We start from the raw sequence: 25,741 nt of genomic DNA on the forward strand, positions 1-25,741 counted from the left end.
GAATTTCAGAGCTTTATCATAGCCAATGACGAACTTTTCGTCGTAGACGACCGAGAGAAGTTTCGTCCACGGATTCTTCAGGCTGATCCCCTTGCTCGTCTGCATGATGATTAGGTGCCTCATCATCGCGACGTCCCTGGGCAGCGACAGCGGCCATGAGAGCTGCTCCACCAATCATCGCCCCATTCAAGCTGTCGCGAACGACAGAACGCTTGGCTCGCAACCGATCGGTCATACGATCGATTTCCTGCAAACTCACCGTTGTGACACGCTCAAGGAGAATATCGTCCTCACTCGGGATCATATCGCCAGCTTCACCCTCGGCAGCAGGTGCCGAAAGGTCGTCCGCTGGTTGCAGATCGTTTACGCCTGGGAACCACTTGTCGTATTCACGAGCCCAAACTTCTTCGGCCGAAAGCTGAGCATTAGCCTGGTCAGCCGCGGCAAGCTCGGCTGCCTGAGGGGCAATCGGCTTGGTGCTGTGGCTGAACAAGTCGAACGGATCTGGACGATCCTGCTTCCAGTAGAAATGCTCTTCCGGCACTTCGGCGCCTGGGTAGAGGATTTCGATCTTGTAGAGCCCTGGCGGGAATTGATCGCCGTTCTGGATGAATTCCTTGACCGCGTCCAGGGTCATGAAGTCATCGTCCAGTTCGATTTCTTCACCGATCTCCATGAAGTCGCTTGGATCGACTTCGACGACGGTCACGCCATCGATCTGAGTCGCCACACGCGTATCGTCGGCAAACTCCACCAACGTCGGATACGGTGCCGGATTGGCCTCGATCGTAATAATCTGCGGAATGATAGGAACAACTGAGCGAACGACTTCGGGTACGTAAGGCAGAGGTGGATCAATCTGGCCAAAGAAGAAGTTAAACCGATCGGTTATGACATTCAGATTCTCAGGTGCGGGCGTATCCACATTTTGGTAGAGATTGATCTGCGGACTGTTGTAAGCCATCGCAGTAACCTCGAGCGACACCACACTGTTCAGGAACAGAAATGCCGAACTATAAGTGTGCGAGAGCGTCACATCAGGGCCGAAGCTATCGGTAAATGTAAACAGCTCTGGATTCGGAGCAGAATCGTCAGCCCAATCAACGACAATCCGGAAGTCCTTTTCTCCGGTGACTCCCAGTTCCTGAATGACTACATTGGCCGTGGGACTAAACGTAACACTAGGAAGTAAGAAATACGTGGCAACGACCCCTGGCTCACGTGCATATTCGGGACCCAGGTCCATTGCCCCATTGTCATCGACCTCAAACTGATCGTCGGGTGCTGCCAGGATGACTTCCGTGAACTGATCAATCTTGGATACCAAGGCAAACGGAGAAGAATCGGGATCTTGCCCTGCGCTTACGTTGAGATCGTAGCCAGGCGTGATGGTTAACACACCTCCAGCAATGGCAGTGATAACGCCGGAATTGGCGAGCCCAACGATGGTCGACTCTGCCTGCGTGGCGCCGAGTGTCAACTTGCCGGTATCCGTTGTTCGCAGGAATACTTCCCCAGCATCACTTCCGTAGGTTCGCAATCCCTCAACCGTGGGCACTGGTATCATCGGGGCATTAGGATCGGCAACCTCGTCGATCACGAGATCTCCCGTATTGATCAGCACCAAGGAGTATTCCTCGCCGGCGCCATCATCAAATCCGGAAGCCATCCCTCCGACGGCATACTTATCGGTATTCTCGTCAGGGAGATCTCCGTCAATGACATCCGTCGTGAGCGTGCTTTTTGTCGTGAAGCCGCTCGAATCGCTAATTCCTTTGGCGCCTGCATCGGCAAAGTTCAATTCGAATCCAGGCGTAATATTCAGCGTTGATTTTGCACCGACGGCTCCGGTATTCCCAGCACTTGCAGCTAGAACGTCCACGTCTAAATTCGTTAACAAGATGCTTCCATCCGCCACGAACAGAGCCTCACCGGCGGTGATAAACTCTCCAGTCCCGTCAGAGCGAATATCGTTAACTTGGATCAGGTGTCCACCTGTTTGAATGGCCAATGTTCCGGTGACATCGGTACCATCCATCACAGCAAGAGCCGTCTCAGTATCAAACTTGCTAGTGAAGTTGGACGTCTCAACGATCGAGACATCCCCACCTGCTTTCGCCAAGAGAATTCGCAGGTCGACACTAGAGCTCGCGGCATTACCAAGATCGATGTCGGTCTTGGCATCGAAGATAGCTAGATCAGAGACGGTAAGCTTTGCCCCGGCATTGGTTTCGATGCTGCGCTCAACGGACCCCAGGAACAAGGTTTGGGCGACGCTGGTTCCCACTAGGTTCATTTCATCGTCTTCCGAGATAGTCACGTGTTGACCATCTGCTGTAAACGTCAACGAACCAAATTCGACATCCGTTCCGGCATCCTTTCCACGATCCGTACTATCGATCGGCTTACTCACGACACCAACTTCGAGGTCGCCCTTGTCGACCGTGAAACTGGCTTTGCCGCTCACAAACAAGTTATTCACATTAGCCAGCGTAATCGTACCGCCAACGAATTGAGCGGTGTCATCGACATTGATATCACCAGCTTGAGTTAGATCACCCGCGATAATAATTCGCAAGTCATCGGTGATATCAATTTCCGGCAATTCCAACTTATCTGCATTGACGAACTCTAGCGTTAAGTCGTCAACTAGACCGCCCTTGACGACATCTTTAAAATCACCACCGGGGACCACATCTGCCGCGGCAATTCCGGTGTACTTGTTCTCGTTGCGAATCTCAAAGTCCCAGATCCGATCGATATTGCCGTCCGTATCCAACTGAACATCGGTCGAGAGATCGTTGCCAACATTCAGCAGTTCGATGGTCGCCTTGCTCGACAAACCAAGAATGGCCTGGGTGCTAATATCCAGATGGGTTTTATCATCGAGTTGCGTGATGTTGCCACCAGCGGTAACCCTTAGCTTCTCACTTACGACATCCGCAAAATCAATGGCATTGATGTCGACGAGTGTCACATCGCCAGCGCGCAGAGTTTCGCCTACGATGCTGACCGAGCCTTGGAAGTCATTCGCCTGATCAAGCGTGACGACATCACCTTCGCCAACGATCAGGTTCGTGGTCTTGGTCACTGTGAGTGTACCCGTCGGTTGCGTAATGCCGCCCCCGGTGGTCACATTCAAGTTACCCAGAATGTCATTGGTTCCCTCGAATGTGAATCCGTCCAGTTCCTTCAGGTCCGCATCGCCGCCAGTCGTGGCGAACGTCACTTCATTCAAGGCGTGCCCCGTCACCGCCGCCGTATTGTCCAGATCGATTGCAAATGCTGCCAGATAAGTTAGACCTGCGACCGTCAGATCGGTATCGGCTTGGTCGGCGATCACGCCTCCAGAAGCGATAAGCATGTCACCGAGAACATTGCTCTTCCCGGCGAACGTGAATCCATCCAATTCCAACAACTTCGCGTCGTTATTCGGATCGGTGCCGGTCGTGACAAGAGTTAGCAGCTTGGTCTGGTGTCCGAGTACCGCCGTTGTATTCGACAGGTCAATCTCAGTACCGGTAAGATCGGTCAGATTGTTAACCGCCAGTTCCGTATCGGTCTGGTCCAGGATCGCCCCCGTCGAAGTGACGACCAAGTCCCCTGAGATGCTATTCACGCCGTCGAAGGTGAAGCCGCTCGCTTCCTTCAATTTCGCATTACCAACCGTCGTTACCAGGCGGACATTTGACAACTGATGACCATCCGCATCGGTCGTCGTGTCCAAGGCAATCGAGGCACCACTCAGGTACGTCAGGCCTGTCACGTCCAGGATCGTCGCGTCAGCCGCATCGTTGATCGCATCCGTCGCCGTCACGTTCAGATTCTTGGCGACAATATCTCCCAAAGTAATCGAATTCACATCGAAAAGTGTCACGTCACCCGCACGCAGGGTTTCGCCTTCGATGTTAACCGTACCTTGGAAGTCGTTTGATTTGTCAAGCGTTACCGGCGTACCTTCACCGACGATCAGGTTTGTCGACTTGGTCACCGTGAGTGTGCCACTTGGTTGTGTGATGCCACCCCCGGTAGTCACATTCAAGTTACCCTGAATGTTGTTGGTTCCCTCGAACGTGAATCCGTCGAGTTCCTTCAGATCCGCATCGCCGCCAGTCGTGACAAACGTCACCTTATTCAAGGCGTGCCCCGTCACCGCCGTCGTATTGTCCAGGTCGATCGACGTGGCCTTTAAGTTGGTCAGGCCGTCGACGGTCAATTCGGTATCGGTCTGGTCTGAGATTACACCCCCAGACGTTGCGTTGAGATCGCCCAGAATCTTGTTCACGCCGGCGAATGTGAATCCGTCCAGTTCCTTCAGGTCCGCATCGCCGCCAGTCGTGGCGAACGTCACTTCATTCAAGGCGTGCCCCGTCACCGCCGCCGTATTGTCCAGATCGATTGCAAATGCTGCCAAATAAGTTAGACCTGCGACCGTCAGATCGGTATCGGCTTGGTCGGCGATCACGCCTCCAGAAGCGATAAGCATGTCACCGAGAACATTGCTCTTCCCGGCGAACGTGAATCCATCCAATTCCAACAACTTCGCGTCGTTATTCGGATCGGTGCCGGTCGTGACAAGAGTTAGCAGCTTGGTCTGGTGTCCGAGTACCGCCGTTGTATTCGACAGGTCAATCTCAGTACCGGTAAGATCGGTCAGATTGTTAACCGCCAGTTCCGTATCGGTCTGGTCCAGGATCGCCCCCGTCGAAGTGACGACCAAGTCCCCTGAGATGCTATTCACGCCGTCGAAGGTGAAGCCGCTCGCTTCCTTCAATTTCGCATTACCAACCGTCGTTACCAGGCGGACATTTGACAACTGATGACCATCCGCATCGGTCGTCGTATCCAAGGCAATCGAGGCACCACTGAAATCAGCGAGGCCCGTTACGCGAACGAGCGACGCATCACTATTGTCGCTCAACTTGCCAACGGCCGTGACATCCAAGTCGGTCGCCCAGATATCCTTCAAGATCAGATCGGCGTCGTTATCGTAAATCGAAACTGTTCCGGCGTAATCTGCCAGCGTCGCATTGACCGAGATCGAGGCCAGTTCGTTGGTCATGCTCGACAGATCGACATTCACTCCCTTGTCGACTTCCACCATCGTCATGCCCGAGACATACAGGGCCGTACCACCAGCCTGGTCGATATCCCCCTTATCCCCGATCGTCGTCACGTTCAGCGTCGCCGCATAAATGTCTTTCAGCGTCAGACCATCGTCGGCTGTGTCAGCCGCCGCGTCCGCGTCATCATTCCCACTGTCGACGATTGTTACCACGCCAGCTTCCGACATCGACGTTGCGTTCACCGAGATCGAACCCAACTCGTTCGTCGTGCTCGACAGATCGACGTCGACTCCCTTGTCGACTTCCACCATCGTCATGCCCGAAACATAGAGCGCCGTGCCACCCGCTTGATCGATATGGCCTTTATCCCCAGTCGTCGTCACATTCAGCGTCGCCGCGTAGATATCTTTGAGCGTCAGCCCGTCGTCGGCCGTGTTGGCAGTCGTGTCCGCGTCGTCGTTCCCACTATCGACGATCGTTACGACGCCGGCTTCCAGCATTGACGTTGCATTGACCGAGATCGAACCCAACTCGTTCGTCGTGCTCGACAAGTCGACGTCTTTTCCGGCCGCAATCTCCACCGTGGTCATTCCACTCACCAGGAGTGCACCGGAGAGCTGACTGATCTTGTCGCCAGCGGTGAGCGAAAGCATCGGCGTCGTGACGTCTCGCAACATGATCGTCGTATCGGCCTTCAGGCTCGCCGAGCTACCACCATCCATATCCGCATGGATCGCCGTGCCTGTGTCCTGCACGATTGCTCCAGCCGTACCGACCGCCGTCACGGTCAGCATGTCGGCGTAAATATCCTTCAGCAGGATGCCATCGTCCGCCGTGTTTGGCATCGCATCGGCATTGTCGTTCCCGCTGTCGTAGATGGTGACCGTGCCGGCGTAGTCCATCGACGTGGCATTCACCGAGATCGATCCGAACTCGTTGCCCGTTTCCGACAGATCGACATCTTTAGCGGCTGCTACTTCGATCGTTGTCATTCCACTGATCAGCAGCGAAGTACCCGATTCTTGAGAGATCGCGCCGCCGGTAGTCAGATCTAACATGGGGGCCGTGATGTCCCTGAGCACCATCGCACCGCCAACGTCCAAGGCGATTGAAGCCTTCGCGTGCAGCGAAGTACCGGTCGCCTGTGAGATATCGCCATTCTCAACAGTTACATCGAGAACATTGGCCCAGATATCCTTTAGTTCCAGTTTGCCGGTACTGTCGTAGATGGTGACCGTGCCGGCGTAGTCGCCCAGGGTCTTGTTAACAGAAATGGAACCAAACTCGTTCGTCGTATTGGACAAATCGACGTCAAATCCCACTGGGACTTCGACGGTCGTCATACCGCTGACGATGAGGGATGTTCCGGATTCCTGCGAGATCTTGCCGCCGGCAGTCAGATCCAACATGGGGGTCGTAATGTCGCGCGTCGTAATCGTTGTGCCAGCGTCCAGGCTCGCCGAGGTATCGGCCATGATCGAAGTGCCCGCAAGCTGCGTAATGCTCTTGCCGGCGGTCGCGGTCAGCGTTTTGGAATCGATATCCCCAATAATCAGGTCGTTCGCGTCATTTAGGACCACCTTGGATGGCATGCTGAATCCGAGCACCGAAACGGCACCCGTGAAGTCGTTACCAGCCTGGTCGAAGAGGACGTCGTAGGTGTCGGTCGCTTTGGCGAGCGTCGTCCCCGAAATGTCCAGGGCCGTTCCTCCTTCCTGATAGATCTTGCCCATCAATGCCTGCACGTCAAACTTCGTGGCAGTCACGTTGCCTAGCTTGATCTCATTCGCATCGACAATCGATACCATCGAGCCCGAAAGGGAAAGGGTATCCTGGAAATCGTTCGTGGCTTTCGTCAGGGAGATGCTAAAACCTGCCGAAATATTGGTGGTTCCGGTCACCGTTAGCGATCCAGAAGACTGTCCCACAGCTGCGCCTGTGGTAACATCCAAAAACCCACCGACAGTGTTGGTTCCATCGAAGCTGAAACCGTCAAGTTCTTTGAACTCCGCATTGCCATCAATCTGCAAATTGACTTTACCGAATGCGTGGCCTGTCCCGGTGTAATTGGTCAAGTCTAGACTTGCACCGTCAAATCGTGCATCGGTAGAGGAAATCAAGTTGTCGGTATCGACAATGGCACCTGCGCTCGTAATATCCAACAACAAGGTACTGATCGGCCCCAAAGTGATCCCGTTCGCCGCAGTGTCCTTGTCGTTGATCGTCACGCCAGCGGCCGTTCCACTGGAAGCTTTCGCTGTTACCTGGTTGAATTCGTTGTCATCGTCGTCCAGCGTAACGCTACCACCGCTACCGATAACGAACTTACTCAGCCCGCCAACCTGAACGCCGTCCGCAGTTTGTGTGATGCTTCCGTCGGTCTCGATGGTCAGATTGCCTGACGCAATGACCTTCCCCAAGAGAAGGCCGCTGCCAGAGTTATTCAACGCAATGTTGGCAACGGTCCCCCCACCTCCACCATAGAGTCCCACTTCCCCGCCAAAGTCGTTCATCGAACTGCCGTTGAGCAAAATATCTTCACCGTCGGCGGCACGAAATTCAGCAATGCTCGCAACCTGAACGCCATCGACGGTTTGCGAAATTTTCCCGTAACCGGACAACACGTCTAGCTTATTCGCATTGATGGCTCCCAGTTCGATATCGCCATGTTGCCAAATCTTGACCGTACCCGCAGCACCTCCATCTCCCGTTGCTGAGACGGTACCGCCGAAGACATTGCTAGCAAAGCCCGCGCTGAGATCAATGTCGCCACCGATGGCAGCCGTGAAATCACTGGTACCGGTTACCTTAATCTCGTCACCGCTTTGCGAGATGCTTCCAGCGGTCACTTCCAGCGATTTGGCGGAGATTTTTCCCAAAATTAGGGCGTTGGTGTCGTTGATCACGACGGCACCATTGGCAGCATCCGTGGAACTTGCGTTGACGTTCCCTTTAAAATTATTCGCCCTATCGAGGGTAATGTTCCCGCCGGCGGAGAACGTGGCCGTCTCAACGGTCGGGTCGGTGCTGCCCGCGTCATCCACCGTGATCGTGCCGTCGACTCGCTGGGTGATGTTATGTCCGACGGAAGTCCCGGCCGTTACGATCAGCGAATCGGCCGTAATGTCCCATAATTCAATGGAGTTGGCGTCAACGATTTCCACGGCCCCACCAGTAGCTTTGACGGACCCCATGAAGTCGTTCATCGTGTCGTCGAGCGTGATGGCGTCGCCATTGCTGCTATCGAACCAGCCAAAACCGCTGACCACTAGCTTGCCCGACTGCGTGATCGGCCCGCCGGCCCGGACGTACATATTTCCATCGATATTGGTCTCGGTCAGGTCCCAAGCAGTGGCGTTGGAAAAATTCAAAAATAAATATTGAAGCGTGCTACTGGCATCCGCGAAGGCAGCCTCCAGATTGCTTCCCAACTGAGGCGTTGTATTTATGTTCTGCAGAGCGAAGCTGGTTAACGTGCTTTTGGTCGCCGTGGTGATATCGAACACACCTGCGAAGTTATTACCAAGCGCGGTGCTCAGGTTGATAGATCCGACGGCGCCTAATGTGGTGGTACCAGAAACGTCGATTATGCTCACAAATTGATCAATGTTCCCGACGGTTGTCACGTCGAGCGACTCAACAGTCGTGTTCCCAAACTCGAAGAACCCCGCACTGTCGTAAAGCGTTACCGCCCCGGCTCGACCCGATTGACCGGTGATCAAAACGCGGCCATTAAACTCGTTGTCCGTCAGGTCAAGCGTGATGTCCTTGGAATTTCCAACCGTGAAGTCGGCAAAGCTATCGGCCACCAGGGAACTTGCGGCTATCTGCCCGATGGCTCCTGTGGTGTTTATCGTCAATTTACCATCAACGAAGGAACTCCCGACGAAGTCGAAACCACCCGTCTCATTAACGGTGGCAAACCCAGTTGCATTAAGGGTCAACTGGTTGAAATCATGCACCTTGCTGGTGTTGTCGAGATTAATATCCGTCCCGCTGAATTCAGCAACATTGGAAACCTCAATCGCCGAGGATGCGTCATCGGTAATCGCGCCTCCAGCATTGATCGTCAGGTTCGTCGCCACGATCTCGCCGAGTTGGACTCCATCGGTATCCGAGATATAGGCATCAATTTCCTCGCTGTTGTTGGCGGTTTGCAGCTTGTCTAAGTCGACGGTTCCCATTAACAAATTGATGTCAACTTGCCCGGAGCCGGATTTTTCATAGGCAGTTAACACGGCCATCTGAATGTCGGCCGATCCGGTACTGTCGATGTCAATGCCCTTGCCATCATCATTGTTCGACTCGATCGTGACGTTTCCGCCGACAATCAACTTGCCAGCGATATCAACATCCATGTCATCTGCATTATTATTTGCGCTGATGATTTCCAACGAACCGATGTTCGTCTCGGAACCTGATTTGAAGCTGACTGCGTCGACATCCGTAATGTCCAGTAAACCCGTCGTCAGATTTACGCCCACACCAAAGGTGCCCAGCGTATCAAGGAAATTAAGCTTAGAGAGATCAGCAGAATCAGCATTACCTTTATCGATTATGGTCAATGCTGTTAGAGACTTACCGGTAAACGTATAAGTATCGACACCGGAACTTACCCAATTCATGTCTGTTTTATCCGGATCATCAATTCCGGAGATCACAAGATAACCATCGACATCGCGTCCGATTTCGACCGTATCTCCATCGTTCATGACGATATTTAACGTGTTCGCCATATCGTCGTAGGTAGCGTCCGCCGCGAGCACGACGCGGGGTTCCAACTCGCGAAAACGCAGCTTGGTATCGAACTGTTCCTGGAATGCTTGTTGAGCTTTGACCTTTTTAGTGGGTTTCTGGCCAAAGATGCGCTTCCAGAGGGTCGGCTTGTTCATGGTTCGCTGCTCAGCGTTTGATATGGAGAGAGGGGGTCTTCGTTAGCCAAAAACGGATGAGGAGGCTGCGAGCGCATGACACGCCGCAAATTGCCCATTTTGCGCCAAATCCCCCAAACTAACGAATTCTCAGATAGAAGTTCATTCAAATCACGCCTCTAGGACATGTCAATGAAGTTCCCGGGAAATTACAGAAGACCCCGTAATTCAGGCAAAAACTGCATTTGCGGGCACTCTAATTCCCTTAAAACACCCCTTCCCAGACGGGCCTTTGACGTTGCCCTTTGGCGACAAACTGGGAAGGATAGGCAATTCTTTTCTTTTCTCCCCATAATTGTGTGGGGGAGGATATTAGCTGGTCGAAACAAGTTCTGAACCGTTCCCCCAACGGAGCGGATCGTTCAGTGTGCCAATCGAGTGCCACGTCTGGTAGAGGAAGCCTCGCAATGCCCAGCGTCTTGCAGATTCAAAAGCTTTGTTTTCATCACTTGGGTCGCGCCTCCATGCTGCTGATTCTCACCGTTTGCCTGGTGAGCACCCTTTCGGCAGCGGAACCGACCGCAAAGCCACGCTTGCGTATTCAGCCTGTGGTCAAGAAGGCCCAGCCCGCTTCCGTTGTCGCTACCCCTGAAGTTCAAGTGGCAGGCGCGACGGCGCCGGCCGCTCTTAAGCCAGTGGTACGAGCAGCCGCCCTGACACTTTTCCAAGATGCCGAACCACCGATACCAGAACCAATGCCGGCAGTAGAACCGCCTGCGGCACCCGCACCGGCTCCTGTCGTAGAGGCTGCCGAGCCCATGGCTGAGCCACCGGTTACTCCTATGGCAGAGCCAATGCCGGAGCCAATGGTGACCCCAATGGAAGAGCCAATGACTCCTCCGATGGCCGAGCCACCTGCTGCTCCGATGGCCCAGCCAATGACCGAGCCCATGGTTCCTCCCATGCCTGAGCCGATGACCGAAGAACCAATCAGCCCTTCGGATGCGACTCCAGCGCAGCCACAACCGCTTCCATCGATCGCTAACGATCGTGGTCGCCTGTCCGGCAAGCCGGATAGCTTCTTCGAGAGCCTGACGCCGGAAGATCGCGAGATCCTGTACGATGGCAAACTGGCTAACCAGTTCGGCATCGGTCGTACGTTCGACTACCAAGTCGACGGCAAGGAAGTCGCACCGCCAACCAACATCGCGGCGAAGGTCTTCTCGCAAGAACCGGAAGAAAACTTCCCCAACGGTTATCACCGCGACTGGTACCCGATGGTCGCGATGTGGGAAGCACCTGCTTTCTACCACCGTCCGCTCTACTTTGAAGAAGTCAACCTGGAGCGATACGGCCACACACACAAGCATTTGCAGCCAGCTTACTCGGCCGCTCACTTCTTTGCCAATACGTTGGCCTTGCCATACAAGATGGGTGCTTACCATCCGTGTGAACGAATCTACACGCTGGGTCACTACCGACCTGGCGACTGCAACCCGCACGACATCCACACCACGCCATTCACGTGGAAAGGGGTTGTCTACACCGGGGTTGTTTACTCCGGTATCGGTGCAGCCTTCCCTTAATCGAGTCGCATGCTTCCGCTTCTTCTGTTAAGCAAAGAAGCGGAAGTTCAATTGGATGAATCGCGATACGATTTGCCAGAGCGTTTGCGTTCGCCCGACAACCACCGCTCGGCCACATGTGCCAGGCAGAATCTCCTGCGGCGAAGTCTCATCAAGCACGACGGTAACCGAATACGCTCCGTCAATCAGAGCCACCGTGCCGTCCTCTTTCCGTTCGAGGCCAAGTGCCGGATTCGCCGACAAATTGCGGGGGATTTGAACGGACTGATCGGTCGAGATCTCGTTGACCGTCCCCTGAATACTGTGGATCGAATTGCCGTCGAATAAGATCGACACCGGATCGCCGACTCGGATCAATTCGATCTGATCCTGATCGACGAACAGGCGAGCTTGCAACGCGTGGGCATCTCCGATCAAGCACAGCAGTTCGCCTCGCCTCAAGAGACAACCGCGGTTCTTCTCATCCAGTGGACTGCCAGACCACTGCACGAGAAATCGATCGGAGTCCCCTTGGTCGACCTTGTGGGGCGCCGGAATCACGACTCCATCGGCTGGGGCACGGATGGTTAACTGGTCTAACTGCCGCTGCAGCACTTGCCGCTGCTGCTGGAGATCTTCCAGGGCGGACTCAGCCGTCGGTATCTGTGCGGCGGCCTCGGGGTTGTTGTTGGATCGTAGTTCCAAGCTTTCTAAATGCTGACGCTGAATCGCGATCTCGCCATCCGTTTTGAGGAGGTCTGCTTCCAGGTCCTCGTTCTTCAAAACGGCCAATACATCCCCCTCGGCGACCTTTTGTTCGGCATCAGCTGTCTGGATTACGCGTCCGTCGACTTGTACGTACACGCGGTGATCGGAATCGATTTCCGAGATGACCGGCACGTGAATCCGGGACGGAACCGGGATCATGGCAAGTCCGCAGCCAACCAGCACGATAACCCCAACAGCGATTGCGACGCGGCTTTTCACCATGGCATCTCCCCTTCCCTTTGGTCTCCTTAACCAATGCACCAAACCGATGGCCGGCTTCAACAACAGGCCGGCCACAAACATCGCCGCGACCATATGCCACAGCGGAAGAATATCGTTCTGCCGGCATGCCTTGTAGAGAAACCAAAAAATGAACCCAAAGACCATCGTGCGGTAGATGATGGCCAACACCGCATAGGTGCGGAGCGTTGCCGCACGCGGTTCAGGCATGACTTGTTGTGGATATCGATAGAACCAGTTCTTGATCGGCGTCCAAAGCGCATCGCTGGCACGGGAACTCAAGTTCGGCAGATGCAGCATATCTGACAAGATGTAATAGCCGTCGTAACGCAGAAGCGGATTGGCATTCACCACAATGGTACTCACCCCGCAAACGAACACGACATTCAGTAGCCAATCGCTAACGGCACCCGGCTCAGAGAAAAACCAAAGCACGAATGCGGTCGTGGCCAATATGACTTCGACGTACATCCCGGCGGCCGAGACAAACACACGCTGCCACCGCTTCGGAAAGAGCCACGCATCGGAGACATCGCAGTACATCGCCGGAGTAAACACCATCAGCAACACACCAATCTGATGGCACTCCCCTCCCATCGCCTTGCAGCAATAGGCATGTCCCAACTCGTGCAGCACTTTGACGAGGGCAAACGTGACCAACAACACGACGAGGTTCTCGCCGCGAAAGAATTGCGACTCCTGCGGTAAGCGGGCCGTGATCGACTCGATATTGATCAACCCCAACAGCAGCGCCATCGCTGCACAGAACAAGACGATAATGACCGTGGCGCGCTGAAATAGCCAATCGACGGCGCCATGGGTTGCGGCCAGGAACCGCTCTGGGTCGACGCCTGGCAGGCGAATCGCCAAGATCTGCAATGGCAGGCTGGCTCGCTGCATCCAGGTATGCTTTTGCCTCCGCTCGAGCAATCCTTCGGCCTGGTTTTCAGCCGGGGCTACCAATAGCCCTCGTTGGTAAAGACTGTGGCAAAAGCCGAGAATTTCCTGCTGAGAAATGCGATGAGGAGCAAAGTCTTCGTCGTATTGCTCTTTGATCGATGCCAATGAACTATGGCCATCGATCCGCCGCATGATGTAGACTTCCGACGGCCCGAAGTAAAAGTAACGCAGTGTGACCGGGTCTTTCACGACCCAGGTTTCCTCGCCATCTTCGGCACGGCGGGCATAGATGAGGTCTGGGCGAACACGGACTTCGCTGCGCAGATTTGGTTCGGACTGAAGTGTCGCCGTCGCCACAGGGAAGTGCCCTTACTGCTTCGGCTGGATTGTCATCGAAGCGCGAAGACCCGGCCGCAGCTTGAGGTCTTCGTTTTCCAGATCGACCCAAACCCGTACCTGGCCGTTGACCGGATCGACTTCCGGATCGACGAACGTGACTTCTCCTTCCACCTGAATTGGTTCCCGATTGGGAATATCGACAGTGACGGTTGCCTTGGATCCGATCAGTTCGATCATCGCTTCTTCGTTACGAATGAAACCTTCGGCACGAAGGCGATCAATACGAACGACCTTCACAACGGAATCGCTCGTTTCGACCCATTCGCCGGTGCGACGAAAGACGGCGACGACCATTCCCTGAATAGGCGATTCGATTTGATGCTTCTTCAGCTGCGTTTTGACGATCTGCAGTTCGGCGTCTCGCAGTTGGGCAGTCAGCTTGGCAATCGCGGTCTTCTCTTCCGATTGCTCGATCTCTAATCGGCTCTTTTCCACCAACAGACGAAGACGATCCATTTCGGTCTGCGAAACGCTCTTCTCGGCGATCGACAGGGCTTCTTCGGAACGCATGAGCTCAGCCGCCGCGACTTCCAAGCTCTTCTTGGCGAAACGAATATTCACATCGTTCTTCGCTTCTCGGGCGGCGATATCGAAGTCGACCTTGGCCTTCTCGACCTCCAGAATCTTTTCTTCGTCGTCAATCTTTGCGATCACTTCCCCGCGATCGACGATGGTCCCTTCCTGGGCTTTCACCATCTTCAATACGCCTGACTGCTGGGCAGGAATCTCGACCGATTCAATGATCTTCAGCAGCGTCGCCGAGACCTCAATATCCTGGGCGACTACGGGAAATGAGCTGAGCAGCATAACGAGCGAACCCAACACTGCATAACTGATTTTTCGTTTCCCTGACATGAATCAATCTCGTATATGAAATTGCGGAACTAAAGCAACATTACCAGAAAAAGTAGCGGCGAACGGTTTCCACCAGCTGATACGTCCAGACGTAGGCAACCGATCGTTGACCACACTCGACGCGGCCAACAACACTTAACCCGTGACGCAGATGCGGGATCTCAGACTTATCAATCTCCGCTTCCAGCGGCACAAAGGGTTCCTCGGAGTTTTCATCCAAGTCGACAATCGAAGCAGCCGACTTCAGTTGCCCGCGGTAAGTCTTGCCAGGCTCGTTCACCAGTTGAAATCGCACGGCGAGTGGTTCGCTCGACTGTTTTTGAGCATTGACCACGTGATAGGTCCGCTTGTCGGGCAGCTCCAAATCCAGAACCCAGGGGCCATCGACGTCGGCAACTTTCATCAAGAGTTCCCCACGGCTAACAGGCCGCGCCGCCAGGACCTGTTCCACTTCCCAGTCGAGGATCTGACCATCGATCGGGCTGAGCAGTTTCAATTCATCCTCACGTCGCTGTAACAAGTCGCGACGCTCGATTAGGTTTTCGATTTGCTTAGTCAACTTCAACTGATCAGCAGATAGGTTCTCCAGCGATTCCGGCGAGCGATTCTCGGAGCGTGGATCACGCCGCATTCCTTGGGACCGTTTGACCAGGATGGCATCGAGTTCTGCCTGAGCCGTTTGCAGTTGTCCGACGATCTCGGTACGCGCAAGGTTGAATTCATTCGATCGCAACTGAATCAGCAGCGTGTCTTTCTCAACGTGTTGCCCATGCTTGACGAAAATCTGTTCGACATAGCCATCCGAAGGAGCAAACACATTTCGCTGCACCTCAGGCACCAGTTGCCCGTGAACTTCGATCGAGAAGTCCATTGGAATGAAAAAGAGAGCGACGATCGTCACCAACAACGGAATGGCGATCTTGAGAGTCGTTGGCAAACGATACCAACCGATCGTTGCCAGCAGATTACCCAAAGGTATTAACACGGATGCCAACGGCATCTGGCGATAGGCCTGGGCATTGCCGAGTGCTGTCGCGGCATGCTGGATGATCGGTTCGGCCCGATGCAGCAGTTCATGCCCGTTGAGCTGTTCGATGCTCTCGATCGCGATCGCACCGACCGGTTCACTAGATCGACGTTGTTTCTTTTCATCATCGTCGTCGTCCGTGGGCTGCTCATTTTGCAGAGGAACAATCGCCAGGACTTTCGAGGGCGTTTCTTCCAGATACTCCAGCAGAGCCTCTTCGACCTGCGGAGGAAGGTTCTCTGTTTCGCCGGTATAGAGCAACGTTTGCTTCGAGCCGACAACGACCGATGCCAAGTGTTCTAGCTTTTGGACCGTGTTCGATCGGCGATGCGGTTTGTCGACGCCTGAGATCGCTTCGATCCGACACTTGGCCCCACGGGCAGAAAGCACGGCCACACGATCGGCTTCCAGGCAATTGCGAGCCTCGTTGGCAATCCGGTAGGCGGTTTTCTCGTAGGAAAGATCAGTATGAACAAGACCGGCGAAGTCGAGCTGCCGCTTCCAATCGTATTGATGCTGTTGGAAATCGCGTAGCAGTGTTTGCTGTTGATAGTGCTGCGCCACCTCGGCAAATGCATGCGTGATGCGTAGGTAGGTTTGGCGTACCGACTTGGCCAGGTTGGCAGGCTGATAAAGGGCCATCACCCCCCAGGCTTCGCCAGCTACTTGAAGCGGGACGGCGAAGATATCGTATCTCGGCTGAACCGTCTGGCTTCCCGGTACGACGTCGGCTTCGGCTCGGTTAAAGATTTGAAAGAGGTGTGCTTCGTCGTCACTCAGAGCCTTGGCTGCTTGTCCCGTAGGGTAACACGGCAGCAGGTCCGTCTGGTGAGCCAATAGCAAGTGACCGCTGGGACTCTTGGTCCAAACAGCTGCCCCAAATGCCGAAGTAGCAAAGGTAAGTCGATCAAGAACCTGGCCGTAAAAGACATCAGGCGCAATCGTCAAGTCAGACAGATCGGCGACCTCGTCGAGCAGCGACTCGATTCTACGCCGTGCCTCGTCCGCAGTTCGCGGTGCGTCTTGATGATGCAACGATGATTCCATGATTCGCGAAGAACGCTTTTACTTTTAGCCGCTCTTTCCGAGAAAGGATCAAACCTGAATTATCAGAGAATCGACCAATCGCGGCAAATGCTTTTCAGCGCAGACATGACCTCTGTCGGGGGCAAACGAGGTTTCACTATAAACGCAAAGCCCGCAACTCCCCCGATTTGACGAGTGAAACCGATCAAAAGGTCCATAAAAAAACGGCAGCTAGTCGCTGCCGTTGGAACAATCGTTAGAGATTTGCTAACTGATTCAATCAGCAAGATAACCCTATCCAATTGAATAGGCAAAGTTCCCCTCTTTGTCGACGTCGACTTCCACCGACTTGATTTCGTTCCCCTCGGCCATCCGCGATAGGAACTCGCCCGACATCTCTGGCAATAACGTACGCGTCAGAATCTTGTCGACGTTACGAGCACCCGTATCAACTTCCGTACAGCGAGCAGCGATGGCGTTGACCAGCGCGTCGGTATAGTTGAACGTTGCTCGATAGTGATCGTGCACGCGACGTCCGACCTTCTTCAACTTCAGATGGATGATCTTCTTCATGACTTCGTCATCCAGCGGGAAGTAAGGAATGACCGAAATGCGTCCCAGGAATGCCGGCTTGAAGGTCTTCAGCAACTCGTCGTGCAGTGCATCGTGAAGTCCCTGCGGATCAGGGCGTGTTTCAGGATCTTGGCAAAGACTCATGATCAAGTCCGTACCGGCATTCGAGGTCATGATGATAACGGTGTTCTTGAAGTCGATGTCGCGACCTTCACCATCTTTCATATGTCCCTTGTCGAACACCTGGTAGAAGATGTCTTGCACGCCGGGGTGTGCCTTCTCCATTTCGTCCAGCAAGATCACGCTGTACGGCTTGCGGCGGACCGCTTCGGTCAGCACGCCACCTTCGCCGTAGCCCACATACCCAGGAGGCGAGCCCATCAGCAACGACACTTTGTGCTCTTCCTTGAACTCTGACATGTTGATGGTCGTCATGTTCTGCTCGCCACCGTAAAGCAGGTTGGCCAGCGTGAGTGCGGTTTCCGTCTTACCGACACCACTGGTACCTGCCAATAGGAAGATACCGATCGGTCGGTTGGGATCTTCAAGATTGGCGCGCGACGTCTTGATGCTCTCAGCAATTTGCACCATCGCGTGCGTTTGGCCGACCACACTCTCTTCCATCATGTCCTGCAACTTTAGGACCGTCGCAATTTCATTAGCAACCATCTTGCCGACAGGAATACCCGTCCAGGCTCCGACCGTTTCTGCGACAGCATTTGTATCGCAGCAGATATGAACCAGCGGCGCTTCCCCTTGGATCTCTAGCAGCTGGGCCTGCTCTTTCTTGACCTGCTGTTTGATCTCGGCACGCTTGGCATCGGCCAGTAGTTCCGGCTGCGGTTCCCCTTCGGCAACTGGCGTTCGACGTTTGACGTCGTCTTCGGCCAATTCATCTTGAAGTTCGCGGATTTGATTGACGAGTTCCTTTTCCTGCTCCCAGCGTTTGTTGAGTGCTTCCAGGTCTTCCTCGGAAGTCTTCTTTTGCGCTTCAAGCTCGGCAATTGTTTCCTCGTGTCCTTCGGCTCCGGATGCCATTTCACGATTCAGGATCTCGACTTCCGTTTCAATCCGATCGATCATCCGAATGAGATGCTCGACCTGCGGTGGCGTCGAGTTTTGACTCAGGCCGATCCGAGCACAAGCCGTATCGAGCAAACTGACCGCCTTGTCTGGAAGCTGACGCCCCGAGATATATCGGTGCGAAAGCTTGACAGCCGATTCGACGGCCTCGTTCAAAATGCGAACATTGTGGTGATGTTCGAGCGTCGATACGAGCCCTCGCATCATGCCGATGCACTTTTCTTCGCTTGGCTCTTCGACTTTGACCACCTGAAAACGACGAGCCAGCGCGGCATCGCGTTCAAAGTACTTCTTGTACTCTGCCCAGGTGGTAGCAGCGATCGTCCGCAGTTCACCACGAGCCAAAGCTGGCTTCAACAGGTTCGCCGCGTCCCCTTGACCGGCCTGGCCGCCTGCACCAATCATCGTGTGGGCTTCGTCAATAAACAGGATGATCGGCTTGGGCGAAGATTTCACTTCTTCGATGACCGACTTGAGGCGGTTCTCGAACTCCCCTTTCACGCCAGCACCGGCCTGCAGCAAGGCAAGATCCAGCGAGCGAATCGAAACAGTTTTCAATGCGTCTGGCACATCGCCGGCGGCGACTCGCAGGGCGAAACCTTCGACGACGGCCGTTTTACCGACGCCTGCCTCACCGGTCAGGATGGGGTTGTTTTGTCGGCGACGGCAGAGGATGTCGACGATCTGGCGGATTTCGTCATCACGCCCCCGGACCGGATCGATCTCCCCCTTCTTGGCTCTCTCGGTCAGGTCGATCGTAAACTGATCGAGGCCTGGCGTCTTGGTCGGTCGGACTGGTCCACCGCCGGGCCCTCCGGTAGCCGGCGCAGTCGCCAGCGAGGCCTGCGATTCTTCCTCTTCGGAGGTTTCCGCCGTGATCTTGCCGAGATGGGTCTTCAAATCTTCCAGGCTGATATTCTCGAATTCAGGACAGCTGGAAAGGATTGCCTGGGCCGTGATTCGATCAGAAAGCATGGCAATGATCAGGTGCCCGCTACGAACGGTCGGCTCTAAGTAGTCGACCGAGGCCAACAGCCATGCATCGCGTGCCAGGTCGACGACGGTTTGGCTCAATGCTGGCGGTCGGGCATTGCCGGTCTTCAGCTTGTCCATTGCCCGGGTCAGTTCGGTGACCAGCTTGCTGGGATCAATCTCGTAGTGTCGCATGATCGCGTCGAGATCGGTGTTGGGGGTTTCCAAAATCTTGGTCAACCAGTGCTCGATCTCTACGTTGTAATTCGTTCGCGAAAGGCACAAGCCGGCAGCGGCTTCCAAGGTGCGCCGGCACGTACCGTTCAGCTTCCCCACCAACGATTTCAAATTCACGGCTGTCATGGTAGGTCGATCCTTTTCAATTCAATCTCTGAGTGTTTCCCAAGTTGATCCGACATGCCCCAATTCGTTCTCGAATTGATTCTCTACTTTACCGATGCCTCTGAAGATCCCAGCGGATACCCCGAGTGCTGGATCACAGCATCTTCAGATCCCAGCGGATACCCCGAGTCCTGGAATACGGCATCTTCCACATCGTTGACGAACTCGCCAACTCTCAACCACATGTTATACCCCAAAAAACATGGGTCTTCCTCGCTCCCCAAAATGCATTGGGGAACCTCTGAATTTTTTAACACCAGTTGGATATCAAAATCCAATGAATTCCCCACGTAGGTTCGCGTCAACTGAGCAACCTCGCCGAGCTGATCGCCACTGGGCATCAGTCGCTGGTACTGCCGATAGTCTACGGGACCAATCCGCAATCGGAACCGTGTTTCGCAGTTCCACATGCGATGCCCAATCACGGTCTCTTCGCCGAGCCGATTGTTGCCACCGAGCAGCCCCGCCGCATCTGGCAATCGCGATTGGTCCGCTGGATCGATATACAACCAGTGCCCTGTGTATTGCTGCACAACGACATCGAAGGAGAAGTAATCTTCGGTGATCTGCTGAAGACCCAAGGCCGATCGAGGGCGATGAGCGAAGTGCCCCGCGTAGTACAGAAACGTTTCATCGTCGATCAAAAGGCGATCTCGGATCCCATCCGTTCCCATTCCGACCAACGAATACAGCGTCTCGGTGAATAGGTCGAGATCCTTCGGCTTCGGCGTATGCCGTCGAGCTCTTTCAAAAGCGATAGGAAAACGATACTTTTCCCAGGCTCGGTAGAAGAACGACAGAATCCGATGGTGAAAGAGATCGAGAAAGTCACGCAGCGCGTAATCTTTGCGGCGCACGCGATCGAGAATGGTTTGCGTGTAATGCAGCGGCATCACACCCTGGGCACCGAAAATGCCCATGAAGGTCGTGGTCATCGTGAAGGGTGGCTCCCCTTCCGGCGGTGCATCTTCGGCATCGGGACGACGACGAACGATCGAAGCGACTTCACTGGGTGGAAAGGTTCGCGCGCACAGAACTTTCAACTGGACCAGCTCGCGATTCGGTGGTCCGTCCCGCCCAATTGATTTCCAATTCGGAAACGCTTCAGGATCTTCCTGAGCCATCTTTTCCAACAGCCGCATTGCCTGGAAAAAGTCGAACTGGTACGGCTGTTCGATTAAGCGACTGGCTACAGTAGCACGTTTTCGCCGGCCCTCGGTGCCCAACGATAAATCTCCTCTCCGGTCTCCTCATGCATGACCGTCTGGGTGAATGAATTGATTGTGCAATACAGGGCGAAGAATCGCTCCAGCACGCTCGCCATCAAAAACATACCGCCACCGGTGTAACTACTCGAGTCAAACGTGACGTGTAGGCGAGTACCCCGACAGAACACGGTTCCATTGGGTGTCTTCACGCGTGCCGTGCATGGCTCACTGCGTAGCGACTGGATTCCTTCAATGAATGCCCGACTCACGCCGGAATCGACGTAATCGTACAAGCCGAGGATCTCGCGCAGCGCGTGCGAGCCTTCCGCATCGTCACTCAACGAAAGGTGGTTGAGCGACAAGTGGGAAATCAAACGCCAACGAATCCCCTGCTCGACATCAGGGCGTCGGGTCGGTGTCGGAGGCTGCAGGCACTTGATCTTGGTAATGGGTGCCAAGCCGGACATGCTCAGCTTGGGCTGATCGCCGCCAAAGGGAAGCCTCTCAGGCAGGTCCCGATTGAAGCAGGTCAAGTCCGCATGCAAGCTCCACTGCTGTTCGGCACTGGGGATGAAATTCAGATCGACGACAGAAAGGAACAACTCGGTTCCTTCGTCGCCTGTTTCTTCACCGCCAGGATTCGGCCGGCGGACGGCATGCCAGTATGTTTCGGCATCGTTCGATTCGGAAGAATGCTTGAACGAGTAGAAAGGATGGTAGCTGACTTCGCGATGATCTTGTGATACGGCGGTGACCTCGTCGATCGAATAGATTTCGTTCGCGAACGGCCGCCGAGAGTCCGGGATCACGTGATACTCTGTCTTCTCATGCGTCAACCGAATCGGTTCGGCCTCTTGGCGATAGAGATTCGTAATCGGCGTACAACCGATCCGCAAATTATCGGCATGCAGGCGCCGCTCCAGATCCGAGTTCCCCCGCTTTAAGAAGATGTAGATCTCGGCCTGGCCACCGGGAATCTTCTTCAAGACCGAGTCAAGGTTCAGATCGAAGAACAAAAACTTGTCCGCAAAGGTAAAGAACTCGGTCAACAAGCGATAACCGAGGAACGATCGGGCCGGGTAATCGAACATCCCTTCGTCGCGATGGAATCCGACGGGCTGGATGCAATCGCGGCCCAACATTTGAAATTCGGCCGATTTGTGATTCTGGGCGACGGCGACACCAACGACCGATGTCATCAACAGTTCGTACAAATCAAACTTGTAGGGGGCCTGCTCTTTGATAAAGAACCGAAGCGTCTTCATCTTCAATTGACTCATATCGATCGTCGAAGAAAAGCTCTTCAAACCGATACGGATCATTGCGGAAGCGTCCGCATTGTAAGGCGTCTGGGGAGCCTCGAACGGATGACTCATCATGCTGACTTCACTGACTTCGATCGGCCAACACGTTACCGGATAGCAGGTCCGAAAGCGGCAAGGATCGCCGTCAATCTGCTCCGTCTCGAGACTGGTCCCTTGGGCGACCTGAAAACCATTGACCGCTTCGACCTGAGCCCGATCGAGTCCAAACTGGACAACCGACATCGAGGGTATCGGCCTCAGCAAATGCGGAAAGAGCACTTCCAGCATCGAGGCGGCGATCTCGGGAAAGTCGTCTTCCAGCTTGAGACGCGTCCGAGCGTTCAGATAGGCAAACGATTCGACCAGGCGGCCAACGTGTGGATCTTTAAAGTCGTCTCCCCCCAAGCCCAGACGACTGGCAATCTTGGGGTTCGCACGAGCAAAGGCTTTGCCCTGATCCAACAGGTAAGCACGTTCGCGGCGGTAAAACTCGAGCAGTTCGTCGCTCATCGATCCTTCCGTCTGACATGAAATTGATGATCCGACGGTTCCAGCTTCGAATCAAATACAATCGGTTCCGGTGCCGGCGTCGCATGCAGTTCGGCCCGGATAATAAAGTGTAGAGTTCGGTCTTCCGATTTGTTCTTCTCGGGAATCTCGACGTGAACCGAAACAAAGCGTGTCTCGAACGTGCGGATCGCGAATTCGATTGCCTCACGAAGCGAATCGCGGTCCATGTCTGAACTGAGGTCGATGGACGAGAAATCGGGAATGCCGTAGTTGATCAACGAATCGTTCAACTCGTTCAACTGTGGCGGCCATGACTGGCAGCGCCAGCGGGTGTTCAACAGGTTTTCCAGATCGCGCATTACCGACTCGCGGATTTCCCGCATGGTTTGCGTTTGCGAATGGGGTGTCTCGCGCGAGTTGAACGGCTCGTTATCAATCAGTCGATCAAAGACCGACGGCATGAGAGGTTCTTCATCCGGATTCCCTTTGGACATCGCTGCTTCCCGTCAATGAAGAACTTACTGAGTGAATTCCAAGGTGCCAATTTCCATGATCGACTTCTCATCTTCCCCAAGCCAGAGCATTCGCTGCCCGAGGCCGCGTCCCGGCTCCCCTTCTTCGCCCAGCCACGCGGTGCTTTGCCCCAGTTTCTGAGTCATGTCTTCACTTTGGGAACTGCCTGGGTAGAGAGCGTTGATGAAGACGTCCCCTTCCTGACCGTAGGCATTCATCGTGGCTCGCCGCCAGATCAAGTCGCAAGGCTGCTCCGGAGCGTGAAATTCGACTGAGTCAATCTGATCGAAAGGAATCCAGAAATACTTGCCGTTGCTGGTGATGGTTTCTAGGAAAAACGCCGTTCGGTCATCCTGGTCCCGAATGTCTTCAAATTCAACGCCGTCGCATTTGCCCTTCACGATGGGCCGTTCCTCTTCGATTTCGTTGACCAACTGTGAAGCTTCTTCCATGTTGCTTTCACGCAGGGCGAGAATCAGGCGAAGATTCTTCTCGATCAGAGGGGTCGGTTCTTGATTCTGCATCAGGTCCGGCGTGCGTCCATCCTGCCAGCACTCGTTGCGGGTCATCTCGCCCCGGATCATCTGGCGATACATCGAGATACGCAAGATCGCATCCGGTGTCTGAATCTGGGCCGTTTCCAAGTGTTTGTCGGCTCGCTCGATATCGCCCTGCAAGCAAAGCAGTTGGGCCAATGCGATTCGTAAGTCCCACTGCATGGGCTTCTTCTTGACATCCTGAATGGCTGCCTCGATGGCTTCATTCAGTTGCCCCGCCTTAAGTTGTTCGCCGATGCTCATGTGCTTCCCCCGAAGTAGAATCTCAGCCAATATTGGATTGTAAGCTTATTGTCGGCGACCTTCGATATTCGTCTTCATGCGAATCGAAGCGACCAGGTCATCGAGTTGATAATGCGGCCAAAGTTTAAAGGTACAGCGATACGAACCTGGCTTCCCAGGATCGTCGCGTAGTCGGATCTCGGCCTGACGAAGGGGCCGCGCGGCCTTAGTTGTCGGCTTGGCCTTTTCATCTGGCGTGACGTATTCGTGAATCCAGTCGTTTAAGAATCGCTCGACCGCAGTGCGATCCTCGAACGTACCGACCTTGTCACGAGCAATCACCTTCAGTGCATGGGCAAACTGCGAAGTGCACAAGATGTACTGCAGCATGGCCGAAATCTTCGCATTCTGCGAGGCGGCCTCGTCTTCGTAAACCTTGGGCTTTTGCACCGTCTGATTCGAGTAAAACGCACTGTACTCGGTATCATGACACCGTGTGAGTGGAATGAACCCCAGGTGGGCCAGTTCCGCTTCTTGCCGGTCCGAGATAATGCAGTCGGTAGACGACTTGGGAGCGACCCCATGTCGATCGGTACCGAAGTGGTCAACCGGCAGACGACTTACCAGACCGCCACCGATGACATTACGTTGCACACCACGGATCTGAGCCAGCCAGCCGCATTCCGAAAAGGCACGAATCAATACTTCGGCGAATGCATACGAGGCATTTCCCCACAGGTAATTGCGACGATCACGGCCGCCGACTTCTTCGCGGAAACTAAACCCGTCTGCTCGGGCATCGAACGTTTCGTAGGGCAAACGCATCAACACGCGTGGCAGAACGAGACCGACGAATCGAGAATCTTCCGTTTTACGAAACGCATGCCACTGCGTGAACTCGGCTTGTTCGAATCCTGAACGCAGGTTCTCGACGTGCTCGAGCCCGGTAAACTCATCGAGGCCGAACATCGTGGGGCTGGCCCCAGCAATGAAGGGGCAAAACGCCGCGGCGGCAATACCGGCCAATCCTTGCAGCGTATCCAGATCACGGTGAGGATGGTTCTTGGTGGGATTGGGATGAATCTCGTAGTCCCCAATCATGACGCCAAACGGCTTACCGCCAGCGGTACCAAACTCTTCCTCGTAGATTTTCTTGAACAGTTCGCTGGAATCAAACTCGACGGCACGTTCAATGTCGCGTTCGACATCCTTCCAACTCGCATTGAGCACTCGAATGATGACGCGTTCACGATCAGCCTCGTCATCGACCATATTGGTCAAGTATTCCAGTCCGCGCCACGAAGCTTCCAGCTTTTGAAACTTAGGATGATGCAGAACAGCGTTGAGCTGATCGGTGAGCCATTGATCGATCTGAGCGACGTCAGCATTCAGACGAAGCACGAGCGACTTTTTCGAGAGACCATCGATCTTACCCAACCAGGCGACGAGCTTTTCACGAACGGTCTCGGCGTTCATGAACTCGTCCCAGCGATGGGCGGCCTTATTCGACTGCTGGACGTTATCGTTAGAAACAATCCAGTCTAAGATCGAACCAGAATAAGCGTCTTCGCTTGGCGCGCTCGTTTCTTCAACCGGCGACGCCTCCTGGGCAGCCGCCTCGGCGTACTCTTCGGGTTGCGACTGAAACTCGGCACTCATTGCAACATCGCGCAGAGAAGA

11 protein-coding genes are annotated in these 25,741 nt (G+C 54.5%); 1 reads left to right on the forward strand and 10 read right to left on the reverse strand.

The window, feature by feature from the left end; all coding sequences use genetic code 11:
* Positions 1–16: 16 nt before the first annotated feature.
* The gene (locus PSR63_RS06720; protein WP_274331827.1) at positions 17–9,958 is read right to left on the reverse strand and encodes a hypothetical protein; all 9,942 of its coding nucleotides are present in this window, start codon (positions 9,956–9,958) and stop codon (positions 17–19) included.
* 446 nt (positions 9,959–10,404) lie between these two features.
* Here PSR63_RS06720 and PSR63_RS06725 point away from each other — a divergent pair, with 446 nt between their 5' ends.
* Positions 10,405–11,523 (forward strand): hypothetical protein, encoded by a 1,119-nt coding sequence (locus PSR63_RS06725; RefSeq protein WP_274331829.1) that lies wholly within the window; start codon positions 10,405–10,407, stop codon positions 11,521–11,523.
* A gap of 27 nt (positions 11,524–11,550) precedes the next feature.
* On the opposite strand, the gene PSR63_RS06730 is transcribed toward PSR63_RS06725, so the two are convergent.
* The 9 genes from PSR63_RS06730 to tssC all read right to left on the reverse strand — a co-directional run bounded on the left by PSR63_RS06730 (position 11,551) and on the right by tssC (position 25,720).
* Positions 11,551–13,767: a site-2 protease family protein gene (locus PSR63_RS06730; protein WP_274331831.1), complete on the reverse strand. Its 2,217-nt coding sequence runs from the start codon at positions 13,765–13,767 to the stop codon at positions 11,551–11,553.
* A 12-nt stretch (positions 13,768–13,779) separates the two neighbouring features.
* Entirely contained in the window at positions 13,780–14,616 is an 837-nt protein-coding gene (locus PSR63_RS06735; RefSeq protein WP_274331833.1) for an efflux RND transporter periplasmic adaptor subunit, read from the reverse strand.
* A gap of 88 nt (positions 14,617–14,704) precedes the next feature.
* Complete coding sequence (locus PSR63_RS06740; RefSeq protein WP_274331835.1) at positions 14,705–16,726, reverse strand: efflux RND transporter periplasmic adaptor subunit; 2,022 nt, start codon at positions 16,724–16,726, stop codon at positions 14,705–14,707.
* A 285-nt stretch (positions 16,727–17,011) separates the two neighbouring features.
* Positions 17,012–19,708, reverse strand: a complete 2,697-nt coding sequence (gene tssH, locus PSR63_RS06745; protein WP_274331837.1) for a type VI secretion system ATPase TssH — start codon at positions 19,706–19,708, stop codon at positions 17,012–17,014.
* A gap of 83 nt (positions 19,709–19,791) precedes the next feature.
* Positions 19,792–20,973, reverse strand: coding sequence for a type VI secretion system baseplate subunit TssG (gene tssG, locus PSR63_RS06750; RefSeq protein ID WP_274331839.1), 1,182 nt, complete (start codon positions 20,971–20,973; stop codon positions 19,792–19,794).
* Entirely contained in the window at positions 20,937–22,769 is a 1,833-nt protein-coding gene (gene tssF, locus PSR63_RS06755) for a type VI secretion system baseplate subunit TssF (RefSeq protein ID WP_274331841.1), read from the reverse strand. Before tssF ends, tssG begins: the two co-directional genes overlap by 37 nt.
* A complete protein-coding gene (gene tssE / locus PSR63_RS06760) occupies positions 22,766–23,263 on the reverse strand; it encodes a type VI secretion system baseplate subunit TssE (protein ID WP_274331843.1) in 498 nt (165 codons plus the stop codon). Before tssE ends, tssF begins: the two co-directional genes overlap by 4 nt.
* 24 nt (positions 23,264–23,287) lie before the next feature.
* Complete coding sequence (locus PSR63_RS06765) at positions 23,288–24,082, reverse strand: type VI secretion system accessory protein TagJ (RefSeq protein WP_274331844.1); 795 nt, start codon at positions 24,080–24,082, stop codon at positions 23,288–23,290.
* Positions 24,083–24,127: 45 nt separating this feature from the next.
* Positions 24,128–25,720, reverse strand: a complete 1,593-nt coding sequence (tssC, locus tag PSR63_RS06770) for a type VI secretion system contractile sheath large subunit (RefSeq protein WP_274331845.1) — start codon at positions 25,718–25,720, stop codon at positions 24,128–24,130.
* Between the last annotated feature and the right edge of the window lie 21 nt (positions 25,721–25,741).

The sequence above is a fragment of the Bremerella sp. P1 genome (genome assembly GCF_028748185.1).
GTDB lineage: Bacteria > Planctomycetota > Planctomycetia > Pirellulales > Pirellulaceae > Bremerella.

Coding starts and splice junctions, on each gene's coding strand:
- PSR63_RS06720 (WP_274331827.1), bottom strand. CDS start 9,958: ATGAACAAGCCGACCCTCTGGAAGCGCATCTTTGGCCAGAAACCCACT.
- PSR63_RS06725 (WP_274331829.1), top strand. CDS start 10,405: ATGCCCAGCGTCTTGCAGATTCAAAAGCTTTGTTTTCATCACTTGGGT.
- PSR63_RS06735 (WP_274331833.1), bottom strand. CDS start 14,616: ATGCTGCTCAGCTCATTTCCCGTAGTCGCCCAGGATATTGAGGTCTCG.
- tssH (WP_274331837.1), bottom strand. CDS start 19,708: ATGACAGCCGTGAATTTGAAATCGTTGGTGGGGAAGCTGAACGGTACG.
- tssF (WP_274331841.1), bottom strand. CDS start 22,769: ATGAGCGACGAACTGCTCGAGTTTTACCGCCGCGAACGTGCTTACCTG.
- tssE (WP_274331843.1), bottom strand. CDS start 23,263: ATGTCCAAAGGGAATCCGGATGAAGAACCTCTCATGCCGTCGGTCTTT.
- PSR63_RS06765 (WP_274331844.1), bottom strand. CDS start 24,082: ATGAGCATCGGCGAACAACTTAAGGCGGGGCAACTGAATGAAGCCATC.
- tssC (WP_274331845.1), bottom strand. CDS start 25,720: ATGAGTGCCGAGTTTCAGTCGCAACCCGAAGAGTACGCCGAGGCGGCT.